The organism is Bacillus sp. JZ34, assembly GCF_053903205.1.
This window is the reverse complement of the sequence record NZ_CP096403.1, coordinates 670,347-694,363: the sequence shown is the minus strand read 5'-3', so window position 1 is coordinate 694,363 and position 24,017 is coordinate 670,347. Positions and strand designations below refer to the sequence as shown.

Genomic DNA, 24,017 nt, shown 5'->3' with positions numbered 1-24,017 from the left:
GATGACTCCTTTGTCGAAATTTTCACAAGATATTCCGCTATTCAACGTTCAAAAATCGTTCTGTAAGGCAATACCGACGAGTCGAACGGCATGAGCATAAAGCTGTATAAGAAGTAACAGATCAAAATCAAAACATACAGAAGCGCGTTCGATTTCGGTTCGAAAATCCGTACAAAATAAGGAACGAGAATCAGCTGATAGAGCCCGAAATAAATGTTGAACCTCGCAAAAATGACATCCTTTGTCGCCAAAATTCCGAACAGGAAACCGATCAGACAAAGGTTGACGATATAATCGACTTCGGGCCAGCGTTTTCTGAGCTGCTCCCTGAAGCAGAATGCAAGTACGAGCGGGAGAAGAAGAACGATGATTTTAATGGCGTTCATGCCGTTCGTATTTTTCATCAGCCATTCTTCGTAATGTCCGTATTGACTGTTTTCAAGCACGACAAGGAATACGGACAAAAATTTTTGATACAGAAAAGTTCCCGCCAAAAATAAGAGCATGAGGCACCAGAGGACAGGCGACCACGCTTTTCTTCTGACGATGAAATAGACAGGAATCATGATCAAAGCCGAAGAATGAAAAAGCGAACAGATCAGCACGACGATCATATAGCGCACCAGCTTCCCATCGATCAGATACCGGACCGCCCAAAACAGAATGGCCGCCGCCATGTATTGGCGAATACCGTTAAACGAAGCGTAATAGTGAAACATGCCGATAAAGAGAAACATGCTCAACTCAAACGGCCTTCCATACACATATAGCGTCTTGACGATATAGATATAGGTAATCGCGGCAACGACGGCAAACATGAGCGCCGGATCGGCTGAAATCTGGTTTAATATCCATAAGAGTGCGGTAAATCCGGGATCTGTCGACGACTTATCTGTTCCGAAACCGAAGATCTCCCAAATGTTGTTGTATTTTCCGGCTAATTCGTAAAGCAGCATATAGGTGTGGTAATCCGTTCCGACCTTGTATCTTAAGCCGGCAACGATAATCAAAGACGCGAGCGGAACGACGGTGAGGATCGCATTCGGACGGTAGCCCGTCGGCAGCCTGTGATCTTCCCTGCCGTACATTTTCGCAAACCATGACCAGATGAAAACAATCCCCATATTCAACATGTAAACAGACATACACTCACTGTCCTTCTGCCGCGGAGATTGAATAGATGTCCATCAGTCTCGCCAAATTTGCTTTTGCATCATAGCCTCTCTCTGCCAGGCTTCTCTCAATCTCCGGCCATGCAGGCTTTTTCGCCTGAGCGGCACGGCTGATATCCTCAGCCCACCGTTCAAAGCCGGCATTTAAGCTGAGACGGGTCAGCAGGCCGAGTCCCAAATCGGTTTCCTCTGTAATATGGTCTGATACAATACAAGGAAGCCCTGATGCCTGCGCTTCGACGAGTACGAGAGGGAGCCCTTCAAACAAAGACGGCATGGCAAATACATCAAACGTCTGCATGAGAGCCGGGATATCTTCGACGACGCCGAGAAACAGAATGTCGTCTTTTACACCGAGAGCGGCGGCTTTTTCTTCCATCTGTCTGCGCAGCGGACCATCACCTGCGAACACCGCTTGAAAAGGCGTGCCCGATTTCTTGAAATGAGCGGCAAGCCCGAGCAGAAACGCGTGGTTTTTCTGTTCAAAAAAACGGCCGACATGTCCGATAACCAATGCGTCTTCCTTGATGCCGAAGCTCTTTTTTGCATCCGTCTTTGAAACGCCGTTCGCTTCTTTGAAGCGGTCAAGTTCAATCCCGTTTTGCAAAAGATGGACCGCGTTTTCGCCCATCTTTTTTCCGCCGAATAAAAAACGCCCGGCATCTTTGCCGCAAGCGCACAGAGCCGTAGCACTGGAGAAAATCAAACGGCGGAATGCGAGGAGCTGCCATGTATCCCAAAACCGGGGGTTAGGCTTCCAGGCCGTGTTGTGGGAATGACAGACCCTCACCGGAACGCCGGCGAGCTTGGCCGCCAATGCGGCAAACCCCGTCTGAAAATCCGTATGGGCGTGCACGGCGGCATACGGCCCTTTCTCAACCAAAATCCTTCTGATGTTTTTGATGTAGGCGAGAGGCCCCGACCGCCCGATGCTTGGTACATAAAACACCCGGCCGCCGCGCGTGATGATCTCCGGATCATAATCGCACGTTTCTTCCCGGTGGGAAATAAAATCAAATTGAATATGCCGCCTGTCTGTATGGCGGTATATATTCATAATCATCGTCTCCGCTCCACCGCGGTTCATTCCGCTTACGATGTGAAGCACCCGTTCTGGTCTCACGCTTCCGTCATTCATGTTTTACGACCCCTCCGCCTTCATTCATCAATCTTCTTTTATGGTATTTGTTCATGATAAAAGGAGGCATGAGCCCCCTGATGATGGGTTTCATCATATAAATGTAGTCTGAGAGCGGCAGCTTCAGCCGTCTGCAGGCGGCAAAGACGATAAACGCATTGTCAATCGAGTAGCTGAACTTTCTCCTTTTAAACGCCGATTCGTCTTCCCTTACTTTGTATAAAGCTTCCTGAAGGTTATAGCCCGTGTAGCCCGCTTCAAAAAAACGGAGCCACAAATCGATATCTTCCATCCTTCTTGTTCTCCGGCCGACCCGATAGCCGTCCAGCGCCTCGTACACTTCCGCTCTCATCATGATCGTCGCATGGCAAAACGGCGTTCCTTTCGCCATGATTCTCGGCCCGGGAGAGGGAGGAAGCATTCTGACGCCTCTGATCCCGTTTTCGTCGAAGGCCATCATTCCGCTGCCGACGACATGATAATGAGATTGTGATTCAAGAAATGCGACCTGTTTTTCAAAACGCCTTGGCAAAGAGATGTCATCTCCGTCCTGGCGCGCGATATATTTCCCGCCGGCGTACCGGAGACAGTGGTTTAGCGAAGCAGCCAGCCGCTGATTCTTCTCGTTTTTAATCAGCTTGATCTTATCTGCGTAATGATCGGCATACCGCCTGGCAACAGCATATGTCCCATCTGTTGATGCATCGTCGCATATAATCAGTTCCCAATTTTTATAGGTTTGATTTAAAATCGACTCGATGCTCTCTGCGATCGTGCCCTCACAATTGTAGACTCCCATAATGACAGAAACTTTCGGCTTTTGACCCCCTGTCATCCTTTCAGCCTCCTTTCAACTGTTTCATGATCCATAAAGGAAGAGTAAATGCCCGCCATTTCTTTGACGGTGCGCTGCTGGGAAAAAGCGGCGGCCGTTCGTCTCCCCGCGTCCCCCATCTTTTTTCGCAAAGAAGGCAGACGGTACAGCTGCAAAATTCGGTCGCTGAACGTTCCGGCGTCTCCCTGCGGAATCAAAAATCCGTTCACGCCCTCTTGAATAACTTCCCGGTGTCCGCGGTTGTCCGCTGCAACGGCGGGCTTTCCTGCCGCCATTCCTTCCAGGAGGTTCATGCCGAGCCCTTCCCTGATGCTTGAAGCGACAGACACATCGGCAAGCTGAATCCATTCGTGGATGTTTTTTTGAAAACCTGCAAACGTGACGGTCGAAGAAACGCCTTTTTGTTCAGCGAGACTTCGGTATTTTTCTTCCATCTGCCCTTTTCCTGCAAACACGAGCTTTAAGTTTGGGGCTCTATCTTTTAAAGCAGCCGCCGTTTCGATGAGCAGCGCCTGGTTTTTATTCGCGTTCAGTTCCGCGGGATATATGAGAATAAAGTCGTCTTCTTTGAAACCGTATGTTTTCCTGAGCAGCATTTTCTCTGTTTCGCTGACAGGATGAAAGCGCTCGGTATCGACGCCGATGCCATGAATTTTTTCTGTTCGCAGCGCCTTGCGCAAGCCTTTTGCAAGGACGAAATCTTCTTCATTGATCGTGATTAGGCAATCAGTCAAAGCGGACAGCCCTTTTTCAATCGGATAGTATAGCAGCCAATTCTTTAAAGGTGCACCTTGGCAAAAGTGAAAACCGTGAGCGGTATAGATCACTTTCGTTCCCTCTTTTCTCTGTTTCCGGGCCGCAAGCCTTGCCAGCACGCCTCCCATCGGCGTATGGCAATGAATGATGCTGTACCGGTTTTCGTCAATGATGCGCGCCAGCTCCCGATAGGCTGCGATATTGCTTGCATTCAGAGGAGAACGCCTGATGTCGATATCAAATTTTTTGTCTGTATAAGGCAGTGCCATATCTCCTTTTGCGGCGATATGAACGTTCCACCCCTGCTCTTTAAACCATTTTAAATATGGGAGGTGGAAGGCCTTGAAATGGTAATCCACAGTAGCGCAAAACAAAACCGTTCTTGTCATGTTCTTCCCCCTAGTGCGCTGTCACCAGCTTTTTCTCATGCTGGCCGATCGCTTGGAACAAGCGTTCTCTCAGCTCGCGGTCTGACAAATACATAAATTCCTCCATGAATGTCTTCAGCACCGTTAGCTCGACGTCGACCGCCTTGCCGATATGAATCTTCGGAAAAACCTGCTCTGCCAGCACTTCATTTTGATTCAGCAGCTCTTCGTACATTTTTTCTCCCGGGCGGATGCCTGTAAATTCAATTTTGATCTGGTCTGTCGTATAGCCGGAAAGCTGGATGAGATTTTTGGCGAGATCGACGATTTTGACCGGTTCGCCCATATCGAGCACGAAAATCTGTCTTCCTTTGGCAAGCGCCCCCGCTTGAATAACCAGCCTTGAAGCTTCCGGAATCGTCATGAAGTACCTCGTCATGTCCTGGTGTGTGACAGTGACCGGACCGCCTCTAGCGATTTGTTTTTTGAAAATCGGAATGACGCTTCCCCTGCTGCCGAGAACATTTCCGAAGCGGACGGCGACAAATTTGGTTTTGCTCGTTTTGCCGAGATTCATGATCAGCATTTCTGCGAACCGCTTCGTCGCCCCCATGATATTGGCAGGGTTGACCGCTTTGTCTGACGAGATCAGGACAAAAGTTTCCACTCCGGTTTCGTCGGCGGCTTCAGCGACGTTCTTCGTACCGAGGATATTGTTTTTGACAGCTTCTTTCGGGCATTTTTCCATCAGCGGCACATGCTTGTGTGCAGCTGCATGATAAATGACATTCGGTTTGTAGTGTTCCATCAGCAAAAACATTTTCTCTCTGTCCTGTATGTCGGCGATTTCCGGATAATAGGCGACATGCTTTCCGAACTTCTCCTGCAGTTCCAGCAGAATCGAATGAATGCTGTTTTCTCCGTGCCCGACTAAAACAATCGATTTCGGTTTAAATTTGCTGATTTGACGGCAGATTTCCGAGCCGATTGAACCTCCGGCTCCCGTCACAAGAACGACGCGGTCCTTGACCGTATTGGAGATTTCGCTTGTATCAAGCTGGACAGGCTCCCTTCCGAGCAAATCTTCCGCTTTGACATCGCGAAGCTGGCCGACAGGATGTCTGCCTAGCAAAATTTCGTCTATTTTCGGCATGATTTGCGTTTTGATCCCCGTTTGCGCACACGCCTTGTACATGTCCTGCATCTGAGTGACGCTTAAAGATGGAATGGCGATGATGATCCGGTCAATATTCCACTGCCGAACCGCCTGCATGATCTGCTCTTTTCCGCCTAAAACGGGCAAACCCATGATTTCAAGCCGGTATTTCGTTTTGTCATCATCGATAAATGCGACAGGCTTAATGTTCAATTCCGGCTTTTGCACAAGCTGTTTTGCGATCAAACTGCCGGCAGAGCCGGCTCCGATAATCAGCGCTTTTAAGGATCCTTTGCTTTCTTTGTTCACCTGTTCCCTGATGATGCGCCACATCATCCGCGACCCGCCGATCAAGATCAGCTGGAACAGCCAGCTTAAACATAAAAGGCGAACCGGAACGTTTTGAAAGAAAAACAGTTCGAGGACCGCCGTCACAAGATGGGACAAGGTAATCGATTTAAGCAGCACATATAATTCACCGATGCTTGCGTACTCCCACACTTTTTTGTAAAGGTGGAAGCAATGGGCGAATAAATGCTGAGCCCCAAGCAGTATCAGTGAAGTCATCAGCAGCATTTCCGAAGGGTATAAATCATATGATGGCGAAATCAGCTGATATCCGATAAAGATGGACAGCAAAACCAAGTACGAATCGAGTGCGGTAATAATGGAAAGCCTTCTCCGATATGTCAATTTCCTACCTCCTAATGTATCTTTCTAGCTGATAGGATCTTTTAGGGCAAAATCCCATGAGCTAAAAAGATACGGGCGATTTTCAAATTTAAACCGAGCACGTCAATTAAATAAAAATGGGCATTTAACCCGTCCTCACGCTCCGCCATCGACGACTTGCGTCTAAGGCAGACGGGTAGTCTGCCCACGGTAGAGCCGAGTGCCTCCATCGGTAAAGGCAAGGAGACATCACCTAAAGCGGCGCAGCCGCTTCAAAAGATTACATGGTTGCGTAATTATACTGACGCGCCTTCTTCACTTTCCGCCCGTTCAACACGGCGCCGAGCAGTTCGCTTTTTGAAGAATTCAGCGCGTCCCGCGACTTGATCGCGTTATCAAGCTTTGTTTTTCCGCTGAGGATGACAAGGATGCTTCCATCCACTTGGTTCGCCAATATTTGCGCGTCTGCGACCGGCAATAGCGGCGGTGAATCAAGGATGACTAAATCGTACTGGTTGTACGCTTCAGCAAGCAGATCCTCCATCGCCTGCGACGACAACAACTCGGACGGATTCGGAGGAATCGGACCGCTTGTCAGCACATGGAGATTTTCCGCCGGGCTTTGCTGCACGACATTTTCCAGCGTCGTTTTTTTCATCAATACATTTGTGACGCCAGAATGATTATCGAGCTCAAAAATTTTGTGAATCGTCGGCTTTCTTAAATCCGCGTCGATCAGAAGGACCTTTTTTTCCTGTTGCGAAAATACGACCGCCAAGTTTGAAGCCGAGAATGATTTGCCCTCTCCCGGGAGGCCCGATGTGATGAGCAATGATTTAAACGGCTTCTCAAAGGATGAGAACTCAATGTTCGTCCTGATCGTCCGGTATTGTTCGACGATCGGCGCATTAGGCTGATGCAATGCGACAAGCGCCGATTGATATTTGCGAGAGCGTTTTTTTCTAATAGCCAAGCGGCTCACTCCTTCCTGCTTTCACACGGATATTCATATCGGGGTCTCCGCGAAACAGACTTTTTGTATGCTTCATTTGCTCAATACTTCCCAAATAAATAAATCCCGCTTCCTTTTCGACTTGAGACGGCCTTGCAACCGTATCATCGATAAAATCCAAAAAGAACGCCAAAGCGATTCCGGTCATTATTGCGGCGCCGAATGCCAGCAAAATATTCATTTTGTAATTCGGTCTGACAGGAGTCGGCGAATCGACGATGTCGGCTTTTGAAAGGACGGTTATCCGATCGGTGTTCATGATTTGCTTAATCTCTTTTTTGAGCACCGCTGTTAGCGTGTTCGCTATATCGGCTGCCCGTTTCTGATTTTCGTCTTGAACTGTAATGTTAATAATCTCTGATTCGCTTTCACTGCTCGTTGCGATTTTTTCACCCAACCGGCCGGCAGAGTAAGGTAAATCAAGCTCTCTCTTGACTTGCTCCAAAATCACCGGGTTCTTCAGAAGCGCTTGGAATGTCCGCGTGTATTGCAGGTTGATTTGAATATCGCTGTACGTGGCGCTCCCTTTTTTCTCTCCTACTTGATGCACCAAAATCTGCGTCGATGCCTGATAGACAGGTGTCAGCACATAGAACTGAATGATTCCGGTCGTCAATGTTACACCTATTGTCAAAACGAGAATAAGAACCGTTCTTTTTCGCAAGATTGCAATCAGTTCTCTAAAATCAATATTTTCTTTCATGCTTGACTGCCTCCTCAGGAATGCCGTTTGTTAATGATTGGATTATAAAAGAAAAAATTTGAATTGAAAAATGCTGAATTTAGCTATATAGTTCTTTTTAGAGAACAAATCCGTTCGTTTTCTTTTATTTTCTGTCGATATCTTAAATTTTTGAATTTTATAAAGAACAAATTATTTCTTATAATGAACAGGAAAGCGTTTTTATATGAATGGCAAGGGGAAGAGGAGGAATCAGTATGATCGGAAGAGTCATCCGAATGTACAGAAAAAGAAAAGGCTACTCCATTAACCAGCTTGCTGATATAGCAGGCGTATCAAAATCATATTTAAGCAAAATCGAACGCGGCGTTCACAGAAATCCGTCAGTCGAATTCCTAAAAAAAATCTCCCGTGCGCTGAAAGTGGAATTAAAGGAATTGTTTGATACCGAAGTGATCCTTTATCGCCGGACCGAGCATGAAGACGAGTGGAGAACCCACCTTGTACAGGCCGTACAGGCGGGGATGAACCAGGAAGAACTGTTTCAATTCACACACCGTCTCAAACAGAAAAAGAAAGAACGGACGCTTTATCGAAACAGGGAGCTGACCCAAGCCAATATCGACGAATGGAGAGCCCTTATGTTGGAGGCCAAAGAAATGGGATTAACCGTCAAAGAAGTAGAAGCGTTTTTGATGAGAACAAAAAACCATTAATTCATCCTGCATTCATATTTAATTTTTTAGAAGATAACGGGAGCTTTTGACTTGAACCATTCATCCGGATATAAATCCACATTTCCATTTCAACTTGCCTAAAATTCGGAATAATCGCATTAATAGATATCGCCCGATCATGAAGATCCATGTCTATAGCTCCGTTTTCACCTGTTTGCCTTATTTTTTCATGGCAGTCTTTAAGAGACTTTTTACTTATGTTTATATATAAATGAAGAAACTCGGATTTTGACCTTTCGCATCTTCCTCCAAGGCATGCAAATTCTGTGTCTTGCGGCTTATATCAAGACCTTTGTCACGGCCCGATTCCTTGAATAGGGATGAAGCGTTTTTGTTGAATCCAAGCTGGCTGTTCGTTAAGATGAATAAAATGGAAGAAGGAGATGGAATCATGAAAGTATTGGTACTCGCATTTCATCCGAATATGGAGCAGTCAGTTGTGAACAGAGCATTTGCAGACACATTGAAAGATGCACCCGGCATTACATTCCGCGACCTTTATCAGGAATATCCTGACGAGGCCATTGATGTGGAAAAAGAACAAAAACTTTGTGAAGAACACGATCGGATCGTCTTCCAGTTTCCGCTTTATTGGTACAGCTCGCCGCCACTTTTAAAAAAATGGCTGGACCACGTTTTTCTCTACGGCTGGGCATACGGAACAAACGGCACAGCGCTTCACGGCAAAGAATTCATGGTCGCTGTATCGGCGGGCGCTCCCGAAGAAGCCTATCAGGCCGGCGGGTCAAATCACTATACGATCAGCGAACTGTTACGCCCTTTTCAGGCGACAAGCAACTTCATCGGTACTACATACCTTCCGCCGTACGTCTTCTATCAAGCGGGCACGGCCGGAAAAAGCGAGCTTGCTGAAGGTGCGACACAATACAGGGAGCATGTGCTGAAGTCATTTTAAATGAGAAAAGCCCGGCTTATGAGCCGGGCTTGTTCCTTATACTTGAATCTGTTTCACTTTTCCCAATAGGAATAAATAATTTAAAATGGCAATGACGATCAAGGCAGCTGAAAAAAGGAGCGCCGGCACGAAAGAACCCGTTGCGCCAACGATGAAGCCGGTAATGATGGGCCCGACCACTCCGCCCATATTAGAGACTGTATTTTGAATACCGGCAACCATCGACGTCATATTTTTCGGAGCCACATCCCCCGGAAGCGCCCAGACTTGGGACGCGGCGACAGTCGTTCCCGATTTCGCTACACAAAGAAGGATGACAGCCAGGATAGCAGAATCTGCAAAAGCGGCAAAACCGATGCACGAAGCCATGGCAAGCCCGATAATTAAAAACAGTTTCCGGACGGCTGTCAGCGACAGTTTTCCCTTTGCATATATCCGGTCGGACATCCACCCGGCTCCGACTTCAACGACCATTGCAGTCAAAAGTGGCAGAGACGCCATAATCCCCATCTCGATTAAATCCATGCCCCTTTCTTTGACAAGGTATGTCGGCAGCCATGTGATAAAGAAGTAAGAATTATAATTGATCATGAAAAATCCGATGCACATCGCCCATATGTTTCGATATTTGAATAGCTGATACCACTTCAGCGGCTGGCCGCCGCCCGTTTCTTCCATGTGAGCCTGCCCTTCCCGAATATGAGCCAGTTCCGCCTCATTAACGCGCTTATGATCTGCGGGATTCTCCTTAAAGAAAATCATCCAGACAATTCCCCACACGATACCGACAAGTCCGATCAAAAGAAACGTCAGTTTCCAGTCAAAAACTGCTATCATCCAGGCGATCAAAGGCATGGCAACAGCTCCGCCAAACTTTGACCCGCTGTCAAAAATTCCGGCTACTGTCGCCCTTTCTTTTTTCGGAAACCATTTGGCGGCGATCCCCGCATTGCTCGGATATGCAGCAGCCTCTCCGACTCCCAGTGCGACCCGCAGCCCGAGCAGGGATTTGAAGCCTGTCGCAAGACCCGTCAGCGCCGTAGCAACAGACCACCAGACGACCGCAAAACCGAGCGTTTTTTTCTGGCCATACTTGTCGGCCGCCCAGCCTGAAGGCAGCTGCAGCAAAGCGTACGACCAGAAGAAACCGGACATGATGATTCCCATTTGGCCGGCTGTCAAGTTGAATTCCTCGGTAATATAAGGAGCGGCAGCCGAGAGCACTGTCCGGTCAATATAATTGATGGCAATCGCAGCCCACATCATAAACGCGACAACCCAGCGTACATTTGACTTTTTTTGAATCGGGTGATTCAACATGTTATCCACCTCATCCTATTTATAGAAAACGCTTTCAAATCATGATGCAGGGCATGAATGAAAACACATTCACAACCCGTTGACGACAAACTCCGGTTTTTGTTTGTCGATCAGTACACTAGCGATGTTTTTGACGCATATCATCCCAAGGTTCTGTACGGCATCTCGGGTGTACCCCGCGATATGCGGCATGGCGATAAAACGGTCCAGCTCAAAGAGAGGGTGCTGCTTCAGCGGTTCGGTTTGATACACGTCAAGCGCAGCCCCTGCGATGCTCCCGTTCGCCAAGGCATCATATAACGCACACTCAGACACGATGCCTCCCCTTGAAGCATTGATCAGATAAGATGTTTCTTTCATAGCGGCTAATTCTTTTTCACCGATCATGTTTTCCGTTTCGGCTGTGAGCGGCATATGAAGGGTGATAAAGTCGCTTTCTTTCAAGAGGTGATCAAGCTCCGTAAATTGGATGTGATGATCGGCTGCGAATGCACGATCGGGAAACACATCATAGGCTAAAACAGTCATATTGAAGCCTTGCGCCCGTTTGGCGACTTCTTTTCCGATCATGCCAAGTCCGACGATGCCGAGTGTTTTGCCGTAAACGTCTGATCCAAAAATCCTCGGCCATTTTCCCAGCTTTGTCTCCCTGTCGGCTGCAGGAATCTGTCTTGCAGCCGATAGCATGAGGCCGAATACAAAATCGGCGACTGCATGCTTGTTGGCGTTGGGAGCATTCGTCACCCAGACATTGCGCTCTTTCGCAGCGTGCAGATCAATATTGTCGACACCGACGCCATGTTTGCAGACAATTTTTAAAGAAGGGAGACGATCCAGGACATACGGCGTAATCTGGTTAAACGCCACGATCGCGGCATCCGCTCCGCCTGCTGCTTCTATGAACTGCTCCTCGGTTATATCTGCAGGAAGGCGTTCCAGCGATATGCCTTTTTTCTTCAAAAACAAGACGGGATTGTCTGAGTATTTCGCAAATGACGGTGATGTACATACGACTTTCATAAGATGCACCAACCTTCTTTCATTTTTCTACGATTTGGGCGCCAGCTCAGCGGCTGACCGCAAAGCAGCGAGCATGCTTCTTTCATCGGCTTTGTTCTGCCCCGCAATGTCAAATGCGGTTCCGTGGTCGACAGAGGTGCGTATGATCCCGTCGTTTAATCCGACCGTAATGTTGACGCCCTCTTCCAACCCGAGGACTTTGACCGGTATATGCCCCTGGTCGTGGTAGCAGGCTACGACCAGGTCAACATCTCCTCTGACAGCTTTGTAAAACAGCGTGTCTGCGGGGTATGGGCCGCCGGCATCAATTCCCTCAGCTGCCGCCTGCTCAATCCCCGGAAGCAATTGCCGTTCTTCCTCGCCGCTTCCAAACAGGCCGTTTTCCCCTGCATGGGGGTTGATTCCGCAAACAGCAATTTTCGGCTGTTCGAATCCGGCTCTTGTCAATGTATCATGTGCGAGACGGATGACTTTATAGGTCCGCTCCGGCGTAATCGACTGAATCGCCTCGATCAGCCCTTGATGCGTTGTCAGGTGAATCACCTTCAGCTTTGGCGAAGCCAGCATCATGCTGTAGTCTGTCGTATTCGTTAAATGAGCGAGAATTTCCGTATGCCCCGGGTATCGGTGTCCGCCTTTATGCAGCGCCTCCTTATTTAAAGGCGCTGTGCAAATCGCTTGAATACAGCCTTTTTTAGCGAGCTCAACCGCTTTTTTCACGAAATGGAAAGCGGCGTTTCCAGCTTCAGCCGATACCTTTCCGACAGGCAGGTTTTCAGGCAGCAGATCGATATCGAGGCAATCGATCTTTCCATGTACAAAACCGCCCTCGTCCGGATGCCCGACCTTGTTAATGACAACCTCTGATCCGATTTGGAAGGCGGCTTTTTTCAGCATTTTCATATCGCCGATGACGAGCGGCCTGCACATGTCATACACTTCGCGGGACTTGAGGGCTTTTACGATAATTTCCGGACCGACGCCTGCCGCGTCGCCCATTGTAATGCCGATAACCGGTTTCTTCATTGTTTATCCTCCTTGTAGCTTGATTGCCGCACTTGCCATCACCGAACGCGAGCCAAAATTTCCGGCCTTTGTCACAATGTACAATTCTTCACCGGCTGCTCCCACCGGAATGCCGGGCTCTACTTCGTCCAGCAATCGTATCTCATGAATCCGAAGCTGATGCAGCACTTGGTATGCCGTGTCACCTCCGGTTAAAAACAGCCGTCTCACATGAAAGGCTTGAATCAGCTCGCCCGCCAATTCGCCAAGTGCACCGGACACCGCATTGCTCGTTTGAACCGGGGTGAGTCCGCGGCTTTCACCAATCTTCTGTGTCTCTGCCGCATTGTCCGAGGTGCAGAGGACGATGTGTTTCGAACGGCGGCGGACGTCCGCCGCCCTCTCCTTCAGCCGTTCGAACTCGTTTCTTTTCTCAGCTCCGCCGCACAGCACGCGCTCTGATCTCATTTCAATTTTTTCAGCCGCACGTCCGGCGAATAGTTCGTGAAGCTGTTCCCTCCCCTTCCGACTCATGCTTCCGACGACAAACATGATCGGCTGGTCGGAAAACGGAACGGTTTGACCGAGCTCCCTTTCTTTCAGATTGAACGCTTTGGGCAGGCAGCTCATCAAGCCTGCCGAACCGGCTAAAATGATAGAATACGGCAAACTCTCCAAAATAAGCGCCAGATCCTGCAGATCGGATTCGTGAACCGAATCGGCCGTCACATATGAAATCCCTTCCGCCCGAAAGCGTTCCAGCTTGTTGCGAACATGCCCGTGTCCGCGGCGGATGTCTTCATATGATAAATGCCCGCTCTTATTTCGAGTCTGCTTTTCTATTAATCTTTGAATATTCGACTCGGCTACAGGCGTTTTCGGATCGTTTGCCGCTTCGGTTTCTTCAAGCTTTACGCCGTTCACATAATGGACGCCGCCGATAACCTGACGTCCGTTTTGAGGGTAGCCGGGAGCGATCAGTACAAAATCCGGCTGAAACACTTCGTGCATCGCTTGAAGCTCGGCTCCGATATTTCCCCTCATTGTGCTGTCGATTTTTTTGTAGACGATATCAAACGATTGCCGGGAGATGTGTTCACTGATGTTTTTCACAGTCGCCTTCGCCTCTGCGGCTGACAGCGATCTGCTGTCCGTATTGAAAATAACGACGCCTTCCGTTTCCCGTCTGGTGAATTCGGCGTCGAGTTTGACGGAAACATCCATCCCGTAATGAACAAGCTGACCGCCGCAGTCGTTCGCTCCCGTCAAATCATCCGCGATGATTGCAATTTTCAAATGTCTTCATCCTTTAGTTGATTAGTTTTCGATAGATGTCTTTTATATTTTCCAGACTGAGCGGTTTCGGATTGTTATGAAGCAGGCGCGTCACTTTTGAAGCTGAGTCGGCTAAATCGTCCACGTCGCTTGCGGTTACGCCGAACGCTTTTAAATCCTGAGGAATATTCAGCCGCTTCGTCCACTCTCTTATTTTCTGCACAACGGCCTCAGCCGCTTGTTCGGCGGTCAAATCAGATGCAGCGATTCCCATCGTTTCTGCCGCAAGAGACAGCCGTTTTGTAATAGCATCCATATTAAACTCCATCACATGCGGAAGGAGCATCGAATTGGCGACACCGTGGGGAATTCGGTATTTCCCCCCAAGCGGATAGGCGAGGGCATGAACGGCAGCAGTACCGGCAGCCGTCAGCGCCATTCCGCCATACGTCGAACCGAGCAGCATGTTTTCTCTCGCTTGTATCGATGAACCGTTTTCATACGCTTCCACAATACTTGCCGAAATCAATCTGATGGATTCTAAAGCGAACATATCGCTGATCGGGTTTGCTTTCGTCGAAATGAACGATTCAAGCGAATGGGTGAATGCATCCATTCCGGTAGCCGCCGTAATTGATTTTGGCAATCCAAGGGTGATGATCGGGTCAAGAATGACAAGTTTCGGCAAAAGAAGCGGACTGACGATGCCGACTTTCAATTCCTCTTCGGGAAGCGTAACGATCGCGTTCGGCGTCACCTCTGCGCCTGTCCCCGAGGTACTCGGAATCAGCACGGTCGGGATTCCCGGCTTTTCGACCAAATCTGTCCCGAGCAGCTCCTCGACCTTTTTTGAATTCGTTTGCAGCACGGACAATATTTTCGTTCCGTCCAGCACGCTGCCTCCGCCGATTCCGATGAGAATGTCGTATCGTTTATCACGGATTCCTCTAAATACGTCTTCAATATTTTGTGCGGTCGGTTCCGGCAATATGGCTGTGCAAACATCTGACTGAATGCCAATCTCTGTAAGCTGAGCCTGTACTTCTCCGATCGCGCCAAGTTTGACAATCGACGGCTGGGTAATAATCAGCGCCCTGTCCGAATTCGGTACAATCGTTCGTACATGATCTTTGAGCCTGCGGATGGAATGTTCGCCCGCAACGATATGATCGGCTGTCCGAAATTGATAATTCGCTGGCATTCTTGAAACCTCCCTATTTTGATTGATAGTAAGCGACCATTTTTTCGACCTCCAAGAGCGCCGAACCGGCCAGCTCTTGGATGGGCGCTTTCGGCGGGCCTACAGGGATTGAATAAAGCCCAACCGCTTTTTTCAGTGCCGCCGGGATCGTACCTAAACGAAATGTATCGCGAAGCGGCTGAAGCTCCATCTGGGCAGCCTCCGCCTTTTCAGTCTCACCCTCTGACCAATGGTGGTAAATCGACGTTACGATATCAGGGAGCATATTTGCTGTTGCTGCGACTGCTCCCGCTCCTCCCGCTTGAAGCGTTTTCAATATGAGCGAATCGGTGCCTGCAAAAACGGAAAAGTCCTCATTTTTCGTCAGCTCGATATACTGCTGTATGTTTTCAAAGTTTCCGCTGCTGTCCTTAATTCCAACGATATTATCCACTTTCGCAAGCTCTGCCACTGTTTCTGGTTCTAAATGGAAACCTGTTTTTGAAGGGATATTGTACAAAAGGATCGGAAGTGAAACGGATGCCGCAATTGTTTTATAATGCACCGCCGCTTCTTCCTGTGTCGGTGGAATAAAGAATGGCGTGATGACCGACAGCGCATCTGCGCCAAGTCTCTCCATTTCCTTAGAAAGCCAGATCGCTTCTTCTGTGCTGTTTCCTCCGCTCCCTACCATGACGGGAACGCGTCCTGCCGTCTCTTGAATGATGATTTCTGCAACTTTCAGCTTGTCTCCGGTGTTGAACATATGAAATTCCCCGTTGGTACCCAACGCAAAAAGCCCGTGTACATGAGCATCGATCAAATGGTTTGTCAGCTGTTTCAACGCCGATTCATCAATGCTTTGATCTTCTGTAAGCGGTGTCAGCATAGCGGGATAAATCCCCTTTGGTACGAATCCCATGATTGCCTCCCCTTCCTGTAAAGCGTTTTCAAAAATGATTATATACATAAATGTTTCAATAATCAACGGTATTTATCTAAATTATTTTTATTTATTGTTGCATATTAAAACAAAAAATAAAACACCGGTTTAGCCGGTGTCTTATCAATGTGACGATTTCAATTTTCTCCAAAGCGTCGTTCTGTTGATGCCGAGCCTTTCCGCTGTTCTTGTTTGATTGTTCCCTTCTTCGGCATAGATTTTTTGAATGATTCTTTTTTCGATCTCTTCGAGCGTTCCGGATAAATCGATGTCTTCTCTTTCTTCCTCGTTCAAGCGGCTCAGGGCCCGTTCGGCGTCAGCCTTCTCGATATAAACGCCCTGCGCTTCAAGGACACAGTTTTGGACCGTTTTTCTCAATTGGCTGAGGTTGCCCGGCCATTTCGCTTCTTCAAGCAGAACACCAGCTTCGCTTCGAAAGCCGACGATTTGTTTGCCGAATGCCTCATTGCTTTCCGCAATAAACAGATAAGCCAGATGCAAAATATCCTCTTTTCTTTCGGAAAGAGGGGGAACGTCCAGTTCCAAATGACAAAGCGCATCATATAAATCGCTTAAAAATTCCCCGGCGCGCCTGCGGGAAGAAGAAACGATCAGCCTCGGCCCGTCATACGGTTCGCTGATCCGCCTGAGTAAAAGCCGTTGCGAGGACGGCGGCATGCGATCGACTTGTTTGATGTATAGCGTTCCTCTCCCTGAAAAGAATTCTTCGCTTTCACACGCCTGTTCCCATTCTGCTTCAGACAGCAAACCGGCATCGATTTTTCGAAACGGCTCATGCTTGTCCTCCCCCTTCATATGGATCAGCCCGGCCAAGCTCTCTTTCCCTGAGCCGGGCGCTCCGTTGATCCATATGGGTTCCCGCCTTGCCGCGAACAACTCCGCTTTTTTCAGCACCTGCTGCATCGTTTCGTTCCTCGATGTTTCCATATAACTCATCCGTAAAGGAGAAAGAGTCGCTGCTCCAGGCAAAGAAGAAACGTGAACATCTTTTGCATTTTCCGCGGTAAATACGGTCAATGCCTCGTCTGATGCGAAAAACCTGCGTCCCGTGATATTCCATGTCCGCCCATGCTTTCGGAATCTAAAATGGATGACTCCCTTCTTTTCCGCTTCCCCGATCAGCTCTTCCAGATGATCCAGCAAGCCGATTTGTTCGGCAAATACGCCGTTTTGAAAAACCGGCCGCAATGTCTTGTTGTATACTGCATAACCGGTCTCGGCCTTTTGTAAAATGTGATACGGCACAGCGTACTTCTGCTTGATGCTCTCTAAAAAGGAATACAGTTTTTTAGCGTATGCAAAAGCTTTGGCAATGCTTTCTTTTCCGGATGTCAAAAGCAGTCCGTTTAAACCGAGCTGCTCTGCTTTCTCAATTGTGATCACATCGCCGATAATGATCTGATAGCCCTGTTCTTTGAGCTGAAGAAGCACCGGTTCAACATCGCGTTCGTCTGATACGGTGCAGGCGTCGATCCGGATATCCAAAATTTCGCACACTGCTGACGCGCCGTCGGCAATCATCGGAAATCCGACAATTGCCGCTTTGCCGGGATAGCCCTTGGCAAGCGTAAGCACACGCAGCATATCGTATCCCGACACTTCGATATCCACAACCGGAATGGAAACTTCTTGCTGGATCAGCTCAGCGGTTCCACCTCTACTGATAATCAAATCAGTCCCGTTTGCTTCCGCTTGTTTCGCCAGTTCCACGCCCTTCTCTAAATCTCCGGAAGCCGCCTCGAATTCAAAATCCTCGCCGCCTGCCACTTGAATCATCAGCTCTTTTAATCCCTCATATGGAGCAATTGCCATCACTTTCATATTCGATCACCTTTTGTTGCAAATTTAAACACATTATCACTATACCAAAAGGCAGAAATATTTGGAACCGCAAAACGAAGGCAAAATAAAAAGGCTCCATTACGGAAGCCATTTTTCCCCCCACACGGCCATCTCTTTAAAAATGCCGTGGAACTCTTTACCTTTTTCTGTTAATTCATATTCTACAGTAACAGGAACCGTCGGGAACACCTTCCGGGAAATCATACCGCTTTCTTCAAGATGTCTTAATGTGTCAGTTAATCCTTTAGTGTTGACGTTTCCCAAGTTCCTTCTGAGCTCGTTGAATCGCCGCTTGCCCTGAATGAGCTCGGCGAGAACCAAAAATGACCATTTACCGGAGAAAATTTTCAATACACCCTGTATTAAAGAAGAGCATTCTTTATGATCGACAGCTGAATTCATAGCAATTCCTCCATTGCCTCATTCGCCAATTTTGACTTGATCCTACCATATGGACACCAGAGCATTCAAGAGAACGATCTTACGGTTTATTTTTATAAAGCATATATAAAAAAATTGCGTTCTTGTGGAGCCTCACGGTGGTTGCTATGGTTATATCAAAAGGAGGAAAAACATGAAAAAACAATACGATTCTTTATTCACACCCTTTACTTTTAAAAACGGCATCCAATTGAAAAATAGAATCATCATGCCGCCAATGGGGCATTCATCCTCTATGCCGGGAGGATTCATTTCTGACGACGAACTCGTCTATTATGCCGCGCGGGCGACAGATGTCGGGATGGTCATCACATCTGCGACAACCGTACAGCCCGGAACCGGATTTCCCGGCATTCCCGGAGCTGAGAACGATGATCAAATCCCGGGACTAACCCGGCTTGCAGCCACTTTAAAGAAACATGGAGCAAAAGCAATCCTGCAGCTCTTTCATCCTGGAGCCAAAGGTATAGAGCAGACGGTCAGTGCCAGCGCCGTCGCTCCGAATCAACCGAATGCACCGGTGCCAAGGGCACTGTCTGAGCAAGACATTCAAGACCTTATCCATTCTTTCGGCCAGGCGGCGCGAAGAGCGATAGAGGCCGGGTTTGACGGAGTCGAAATTCACGGCGCAAACGGGTTTCTCATCCATCAGTTCTTCTCTCCTTATTACAACCGGCGCAATGACAGCTGGGGCGGCACTTTAGAGAAACGGATGAGATTTCCGCTTCAGATTATAGAAGAAATCAGACGCGTAGCGGATAGCTACCATAAACCATCTTTTATCATCGGCTACAAATTTTCGCCCGAAGAGCCGGAAACGCCCGGAATCACAATGGCTGAAACGTTGCCTTTCGTCAATGTACTGCGGGAACAAGCATTGGATTACCTGCACGTTTCTCTCATTGATTTCCGGTCCTTGCCGCGCCGTGGTGCAGACAAATCCCGCACGCGGATGGAACTGATCAAAGAAGCGGTCGGGGACCGTCTTCCTCTGATCGGAGCCGGGAAAGTACACACACCGGAAGATGCCGTTCAAGCGCTGAAAACAGGTGCCGATCTCGTCGGAATCGGTCGGGGACTTCTGATGGATCCGGAATGGCTTCAAAAAGTTCAAGCCGGAAAAGAGGACGATATTCAAACAACCCTGTCAAGACATGATCAACGAAAGCTCGCAATTCCAGATGCCTTTTGGGAAAGTATACCGATGTATATTGATTTCAACGATTGACGATTCCTCCTTATACGGACTATAGATTCATTAAAAAAGGTGCCTTTTAGCTTAAAATTGATGTCATTTGCAAAAAAATGTATGAGAAAAGAGGAACTTAGACCAGTTGAGTCCCGGAGATGAGTATATTAGAATGATGGTAATTCAATATTGTCGGGATTGTTACTGTCTAAGCAGGCAAGACCTAAAATGTGTGAAGGGCGAAGTCTATCTTTTGCCTATATGACCTTGCACATTTTAGGTCTTTTTTCTGTTCTTCAGGACAATGCCGCAGTTAGGAGGGATGATTGGAAACGTTCATGTTGTCAGGAGCAATCTGTTACATATTGAAAAAGGGAGGAAATATTGATGAACATCAAAAACATCGCTAAAAAAGCGTCAGCCTTAACCGTCGCAGCAGCTCTGCTTGCGGGAGGCGCGCCGCAAACCTTTGCAAAAGAAACGCAAGATTACAAGAAGAGTTACGGATTTTCTCATATCACAAGACATGACATGCTGAAAATTCCCGAACAGCAAAAGAGCGAACAATTTAAAGTTCCTCAATTCGATCCGAAAACCATCAAAAACATCCCTTCAGCAAAAGGTTATAACAAAAATGGAGAACTGATCGATTTAGACGTATGGGACAGCTGGCCGCTGCAAAATGCCGACGGAACAGTCGCTACATACCACGGCTACAATCTTGTTTTCGCGTTGGCGGGCGACCCGAAAGACGTCGATGACACATCCATCTACTTGTTCTATCAAAAGAAAGGCGAAACTTCCATCGACAGCTGGAAAAACGCCGGCAGAGTGTTTAAAGACAGCGACAAATTCACTCCTGACGATCCGTACCTTAAGTATCAAACACAAGAGTGGTCAGGTTCCGCCACGCTGACAAAAGACGGAAAAGTCCGACTGTTTTACACAGCTTTCTCCGGCACGCAATACGGCAAACAGACGCTGACAACGGCTCAGGTCAACTTCACGCAGCCGGATTCGGACACACTGAAAATTGATGGTATAGAAGATCATAAATCGGTCTTTGACGGCGCCGACGGCTCAGTGTACCAAAATGTTCAGCAATTCATTGACGAAGGAAACTACAGCTCCGGCGACAACCATACGCTGAGAGACCCGCATTATGTGGAAGATCACGGCCGCAAATATCTCGTATTTGAAGCCAATACGGGAACAAAAACCGGCTATCAGGGAGAAGACTCTCTATTCAACAGAGCTTACTACGGAGGCAGCAAGCAGTTCTTTAGAGGAGAAAGCAGCAAGCTGCTTCAAGGAGCGAACAAAAAGAACGCTTCATTGGCTAACGGCGCACTCGGAATCATCGAATTAAATAAAGATTATACGCTGAAAAAAGTCATGAAGCCTTTGATCGCCTCCAATACGGTGACTGATGAAATCGAACGGGCCAACCTCTTCAAAATGAACGGAAAATGGTATCTGTTCACAGATTCAAGAGGATCAAAAATGACAATTGACGGCATTGGTGCAAAAGACATTTATATGCTCGGCTATGTATCAGATTCACTAACCGGGCCATTCAAGCCTTTAAACAAATCCGGACTTGTTTTGCACATGGACCTTGATTACAATGACATCACATTTACTTATTCACACTTTGCCGTACCGCAGAAAAAAGGCGACAAAGTCGTCATCACGAGCTACATCACAAACAGAGGAATTTCAAACGAGCATCACGCCACATTTGCACCAAGCTTTTTGCTGAAAGTCAAAGGATCAAAAACATCCGTTGTCAAAAACAGCATTCTTGAACAGGGACAATTAACGGTAAACTAATAAAACGAACGAAAGAAAATGCCGGTGAACATCGGCATTTTCTTTCGTGTGTCATCTTAGAATAAAGCGGGGAATTTTCTTGAAGAAGACAGTATATAAGCGGATTAGCATTTTAACTGTTTGTCTTGGAATCTTCATCATGATATTGGCTTCAGACCGGGAAACAGAAAAAAAGGGAGAATCCCCGGAAACACCGGAATATCGCGCGGCTTTCCATTTGACAACCCCTGACAAGTGGAAAAACGACCCTCAAAAGCCCGTCTATTTCAATGGAAAATATCATTACTACTATCTCTATAACCGGGACTATCCGGACGGCAATGGGACAGAGTGGCGCCACGCGGTGTCAGATGATCTCGTCCACTGGCAGGATCAAGGGGTTGCCATTCCGAAATATACGAATAAAAACGGCGATCCTTGGTCCGGTTCTGTCGTTGTCGACTCACAAAACACAGCCGGCTTCGGCAAAGGGGCGATCGTGGCGATTATGACGCAGCCTTCGGCCAATGACGGGAAGGAAGAACAATTTTTATGGTACAGCCAAAATGGTGGAAAAACATTTAAACCTTACGGTGAAGAGCCGGTATTGCCTAATCCGGACACCGTCGATTTCAGAGATCCGAAAGTGATCTGGGATGAAGAGGATGATAAATGGGTGATGGCGCTGGCTGAAGGAACGAAAATCGGCTTTTACGAATCACAAAATCTGAAGGAATGGCGTTATACAAGTAGTTTTCAAACAGAAAATATCGGCATCATCGAATGTCCGGATCTATTCAAGATGCGGGCGGATGACGGAACATATAAATGGGTTCTCGGAGCAAGCGCAAATGGAAAAGGTGCCGGCAAGCCGAATACTTATGCATACTGGACAGGCAGCTTCAACGGCAACGAATTTACCGCGGACGAAGCGGAACCTCAGTGGCTTGATCACGGCTTTGACTGGTATGCGGGCGTGACATTTGAGGACGGCGAAACAGACGATTCGTACGAGAAACGCTATGCTTTGGCGTGGATGAATAACTGGGATTATGCAAACCGGACGCCGACATGGAAAGACGGCTTTAACGGAACCGATTCGATCGTCCGGCAAATTCAGCTTAAACATAAAGGCGGAAATCAATACAGCCTTGCCTCTCATCCAATCGATCAATTGGATGAATTAACCGAATCGACAGATGAATTTGAGCGCATTGAAGTAAACGGATCAAAAACGCTTCAGATTAAGGCAAATACCTATCAGCTTGAGGCGGATATCTCGTGGGCCGATCTTAAAAACGCGGGATTCAGGCTAAGAGAATCCGCGGATCGAAAACGCCATATCGATGTAGGAATTTCGGCTGAAGGCGGTTATTCTTTTGTGAACAGAGGATTTACAGGACAGCCTGACAGCACCCGCACCTATTTGGAAAGCAAAGCACCGTTTGATCCGGAAAAAAAGCGGGTGCATTTCACAATCATCGTAGATCAAAACACTGTCGAAGCGTTTATTGATGACGGCGAAACGACGCACTCAAACCTTGCATTTCCAGACCTGAATGATACAGGTATCACGCTCTTTACCGAAAATGGAACGGCCGTCTTTGAAAATCTAAAGATCAAACATATGCGTTCAATCCACGATTAAACAACAACGGGCGGCCAAGCGGCCGCCCGTTGTTGTAAAAGCGCAAAAAAGCGAGCCTTCCAGCTCACTTTCCGTTTCGTTTCGGCACAACAGCAGACAACAAAATCCCCGCCCCGAGGCCGATCAAAAGCCCCGGTGCCGGATGGTCGAATAATATCCCGATGCCTAATCCAATCAACAGTCCTGACGGTATAAAATAATTGTGTTTTTTGTCCATTTAATCCCGCCCCTTCGTCTAGTCATCGCGAGTGACCCCAATTGATATATGCTTCCGGGGAGTCAAATACGACTAAAAGTGCACAAAAAAAACAAGGGCGGCTAATGCCAAACCCTTGTCTTGAAAACGCGCTCGGAGGGATTCGAACCCCCGGCAGACGTGGTACCGGAAACCACCGCTCTATCCAGCTGAGCTACGAGCGCACAATATAATTTTTTAACGTCAGCAATTTATATTATAAGGGCTGTTCTTTAAAAAGTCAATCACAATCTCTTGCTCGAAACAATGCAGGTTTAGATTATACTCGATTTCTTTATTTAATTCGTCCGTTGTTTTCACAAGGCAGATCATACCGTCAATAAAAGACCAAATCTAATCCAGTTGAGAAGCAGCATGGCTGCAGCGTAGCCTGTTCTCTCGTCGAGATAAAATCTGTGAGCGGCAACAACGCCGAGAAACCCGATCAGCTTTGGTTTCTTCTTATTTGGAGCTCTGAGCGCTCTTGTCTGCGTTCACATATATAACCGGCTTCCTTTTTTCCTATAAAATAAATTGAAGATCAATGGACTTAGACCCCATTTTTCTATACTTTCCTCTGTAAAGTTGATCTTTTGTTTGAATGTCCTTTAAAATGGGAAAAATAAACCCCAGTATGTCTTT

Annotated in this window: 22 protein-coding genes and 1 tRNA gene; 5 read left to right on the top strand and 18 right to left on the bottom strand. The window is 47.7% G+C overall.

The features are described 5' to 3' along the window. Positions 1 to 41 precede the first annotated feature (41 nt). The 7 genes from M1D90_RS03380 to M1D90_RS03350 all read right to left on the bottom strand — a co-directional run bounded on the left by M1D90_RS03380 (position 42) and on the right by M1D90_RS03350 (position 7,812). Entirely contained in the window at positions 42 to 1,145 is a 1,104-nt protein-coding gene (locus tag M1D90_RS03380) for an EpsG family protein (RefSeq protein ID WP_020453026.1), read from the bottom strand. Positions 1,146 to 1,149: 4 nt separating this feature from the next. Next, positions 1,150 to 2,310, bottom strand: a complete 1,161-nt coding sequence (locus tag M1D90_RS03375; RefSeq protein WP_101561443.1) for a glycosyltransferase family 1 protein — start codon at positions 2,308 to 2,310, stop codon at positions 1,150 to 1,152. Beyond that, entirely contained in the window at positions 2,303 to 3,145 is an 843-nt protein-coding gene (locus M1D90_RS03370; RefSeq protein WP_456283134.1) for a glycosyltransferase family 2 protein, read from the bottom strand. The genes M1D90_RS03375 and M1D90_RS03370 overlap by 8 nt, the downstream gene beginning before the upstream one ends. Then, positions 3,142 to 4,290 carry a glycosyltransferase family 4 protein gene (locus M1D90_RS03365; RefSeq protein WP_025810732.1) on the bottom strand — a complete coding sequence of 383 codons (1,149 nt, stop codon included), beginning with the start codon at positions 4,288 to 4,290 and terminating at the stop codon, positions 3,142 to 3,144. Before M1D90_RS03365 ends, M1D90_RS03370 begins: the two co-directional genes overlap by 4 nt. A 10-nt stretch (positions 4,291 to 4,300) precedes the next feature. Continuing rightward, positions 4,301 to 6,118 (bottom strand): polysaccharide biosynthesis protein, encoded by a 1,818-nt coding sequence (locus M1D90_RS03360; protein ID WP_456283133.1) that lies wholly within the window; start codon positions 6,116 to 6,118, stop codon positions 4,301 to 4,303. A gap of 259 nt (positions 6,119 to 6,377) precedes the next feature. Then, positions 6,378 to 7,070, bottom strand: coding sequence for a CpsD/CapB family tyrosine-protein kinase (locus M1D90_RS03355; protein WP_020453031.1), 693 nt, complete (start codon positions 7,068 to 7,070; stop codon positions 6,378 to 6,380). Continuing rightward, on the bottom strand, positions 7,060 to 7,812 hold the full coding sequence (locus M1D90_RS03350) for a YveK family protein (protein WP_025810730.1): 753 nt from the start codon (positions 7,810 to 7,812) through the stop codon (positions 7,060 to 7,062). The genes M1D90_RS03355 and M1D90_RS03350 overlap by 11 nt, the downstream gene beginning before the upstream one ends. 236 nt (positions 7,813 to 8,048) lie before the next feature. On the opposite strand from M1D90_RS03350, the gene slrR reads away from it, so the two are divergent. Both slrR and M1D90_RS03340 read left to right on the top strand, forming a co-directional pair. Continuing rightward, a complete protein-coding gene (gene slrR, locus M1D90_RS03345) occupies positions 8,049 to 8,507 on the top strand; it encodes an HTH-type transcriptional regulator SlrR (RefSeq protein ID WP_023856335.1) in 459 nt (152 codons plus the stop codon). Between the two features lie 412 nt (positions 8,508 to 8,919). Further along, positions 8,920 to 9,444 (top strand): NAD(P)H-dependent oxidoreductase, encoded by a 525-nt coding sequence (locus tag M1D90_RS03340; protein WP_023856337.1) that lies wholly within the window; start codon positions 8,920 to 8,922, stop codon positions 9,442 to 9,444. Between the two features lie 36 nt (positions 9,445 to 9,480). On the opposite strand, the gene M1D90_RS03335 is transcribed toward M1D90_RS03340, so the two are convergent. The 8 genes from M1D90_RS03335 to M1D90_RS03300 form a co-directional block, all read right to left on the bottom strand. Beyond that, positions 9,481 to 10,764, bottom strand: coding sequence for an MFS transporter (locus M1D90_RS03335; protein ID WP_456283132.1), 1,284 nt, complete (start codon positions 10,762 to 10,764; stop codon positions 9,481 to 9,483). A gap of 69 nt (positions 10,765 to 10,833) precedes the next feature. After that, positions 10,834 to 11,784: a phosphoglycerate dehydrogenase gene (locus M1D90_RS03330; protein WP_216919464.1), complete on the bottom strand. Its 951-nt coding sequence runs from the start codon at positions 11,782 to 11,784 to the stop codon at positions 10,834 to 10,836. Between the two features lie 27 nt (positions 11,785 to 11,811). Beyond that, a complete protein-coding gene (pdxA, locus tag M1D90_RS03325; RefSeq protein WP_050820771.1) occupies positions 11,812 to 12,810 on the bottom strand; it encodes a 4-hydroxythreonine-4-phosphate dehydrogenase PdxA in 999 nt (332 codons plus the stop codon). Positions 12,811 to 12,813: 3 nt separating this feature from the next. Beyond that, a complete protein-coding gene (locus M1D90_RS03320) occupies positions 12,814 to 14,085 on the bottom strand; it encodes a four-carbon acid sugar kinase family protein (RefSeq protein WP_328038151.1) in 1,272 nt (423 codons plus the stop codon). Between the two features lie 13 nt (positions 14,086 to 14,098). Further along, positions 14,099 to 15,265: an iron-containing alcohol dehydrogenase gene (locus tag M1D90_RS03315; RefSeq protein ID WP_025810727.1), complete on the bottom strand. Its 1,167-nt coding sequence runs from the start codon at positions 15,263 to 15,265 to the stop codon at positions 14,099 to 14,101. A gap of 13 nt (positions 15,266 to 15,278) precedes the next feature. Next, positions 15,279 to 16,166 (bottom strand): 4-hydroxy-tetrahydrodipicolinate synthase, encoded by an 888-nt coding sequence (gene dapA, locus M1D90_RS03310; protein WP_456283131.1) that lies wholly within the window; start codon positions 16,164 to 16,166, stop codon positions 15,279 to 15,281. Positions 16,167 to 16,310: 144 nt separating this feature from the next. Further along, on the bottom strand, positions 16,311 to 18,029 hold the full coding sequence (locus tag M1D90_RS03305; protein WP_456283130.1) for a PrpR N-terminal domain-containing protein: 1,719 nt from the start codon (positions 18,027 to 18,029) through the stop codon (positions 16,311 to 16,313). Between the two features lie 99 nt (positions 18,030 to 18,128). Further along, positions 18,129 to 18,452: a winged helix-turn-helix transcriptional regulator gene (locus tag M1D90_RS03300; RefSeq protein WP_456283129.1), complete on the bottom strand. Its 324-nt coding sequence runs from the start codon at positions 18,450 to 18,452 to the stop codon at positions 18,129 to 18,131. 172 nt (positions 18,453 to 18,624) lie between these two features. Here M1D90_RS03300 and M1D90_RS03295 point away from each other — a divergent pair, with 172 nt between their 5' ends. From M1D90_RS03295 to M1D90_RS03285, 3 genes are all read left to right on the top strand, one after another. Continuing rightward, positions 18,625 to 19,719 carry an NADH-dependent flavin oxidoreductase gene (locus M1D90_RS03295; RefSeq protein ID WP_026580145.1) on the top strand — a complete coding sequence of 365 codons (1,095 nt, stop codon included), beginning with the start codon at positions 18,625 to 18,627 and terminating at the stop codon, positions 19,717 to 19,719. 348 nt (positions 19,720 to 20,067) lie between these two features. Beyond that, positions 20,068 to 21,513, top strand: a complete 1,446-nt coding sequence (locus tag M1D90_RS03290) for a glycoside hydrolase family 68 protein (RefSeq protein WP_020453044.1) — start codon at positions 20,068 to 20,070, stop codon at positions 21,511 to 21,513. A gap of 79 nt (positions 21,514 to 21,592) precedes the next feature. Beyond that, the gene (locus M1D90_RS03285) at positions 21,593 to 23,140 is read left to right on the top strand and encodes a glycoside hydrolase family 32 protein (protein WP_059260908.1); all 1,548 of its coding nucleotides are present in this window, start codon (positions 21,593 to 21,595) and stop codon (positions 23,138 to 23,140) included. A gap of 64 nt (positions 23,141 to 23,204) precedes the next feature. Here M1D90_RS03285 and M1D90_RS03280 read toward each other — a convergent pair whose 3' ends face one another. The 3 genes from M1D90_RS03280 to M1D90_RS03270 form a co-directional block, all read right to left on the bottom strand. After that, positions 23,205 to 23,357 (bottom strand): hypothetical protein, encoded by a 153-nt coding sequence (locus tag M1D90_RS03280; protein ID WP_023856347.1) that lies wholly within the window; start codon positions 23,355 to 23,357, stop codon positions 23,205 to 23,207. Positions 23,358 to 23,484: 127 nt separating this feature from the next. Continuing rightward, positions 23,485 to 23,560, bottom strand: a tRNA-Arg gene (locus M1D90_RS03275). Between the two features lie 144 nt (positions 23,561 to 23,704). Beyond that, a complete protein-coding gene (locus M1D90_RS03270; RefSeq protein WP_234025600.1) occupies positions 23,705 to 23,821 on the bottom strand; it encodes an NINE protein in 117 nt (38 codons plus the stop codon). Between the last annotated feature and the right edge of the window lie 196 nt (positions 23,822 to 24,017).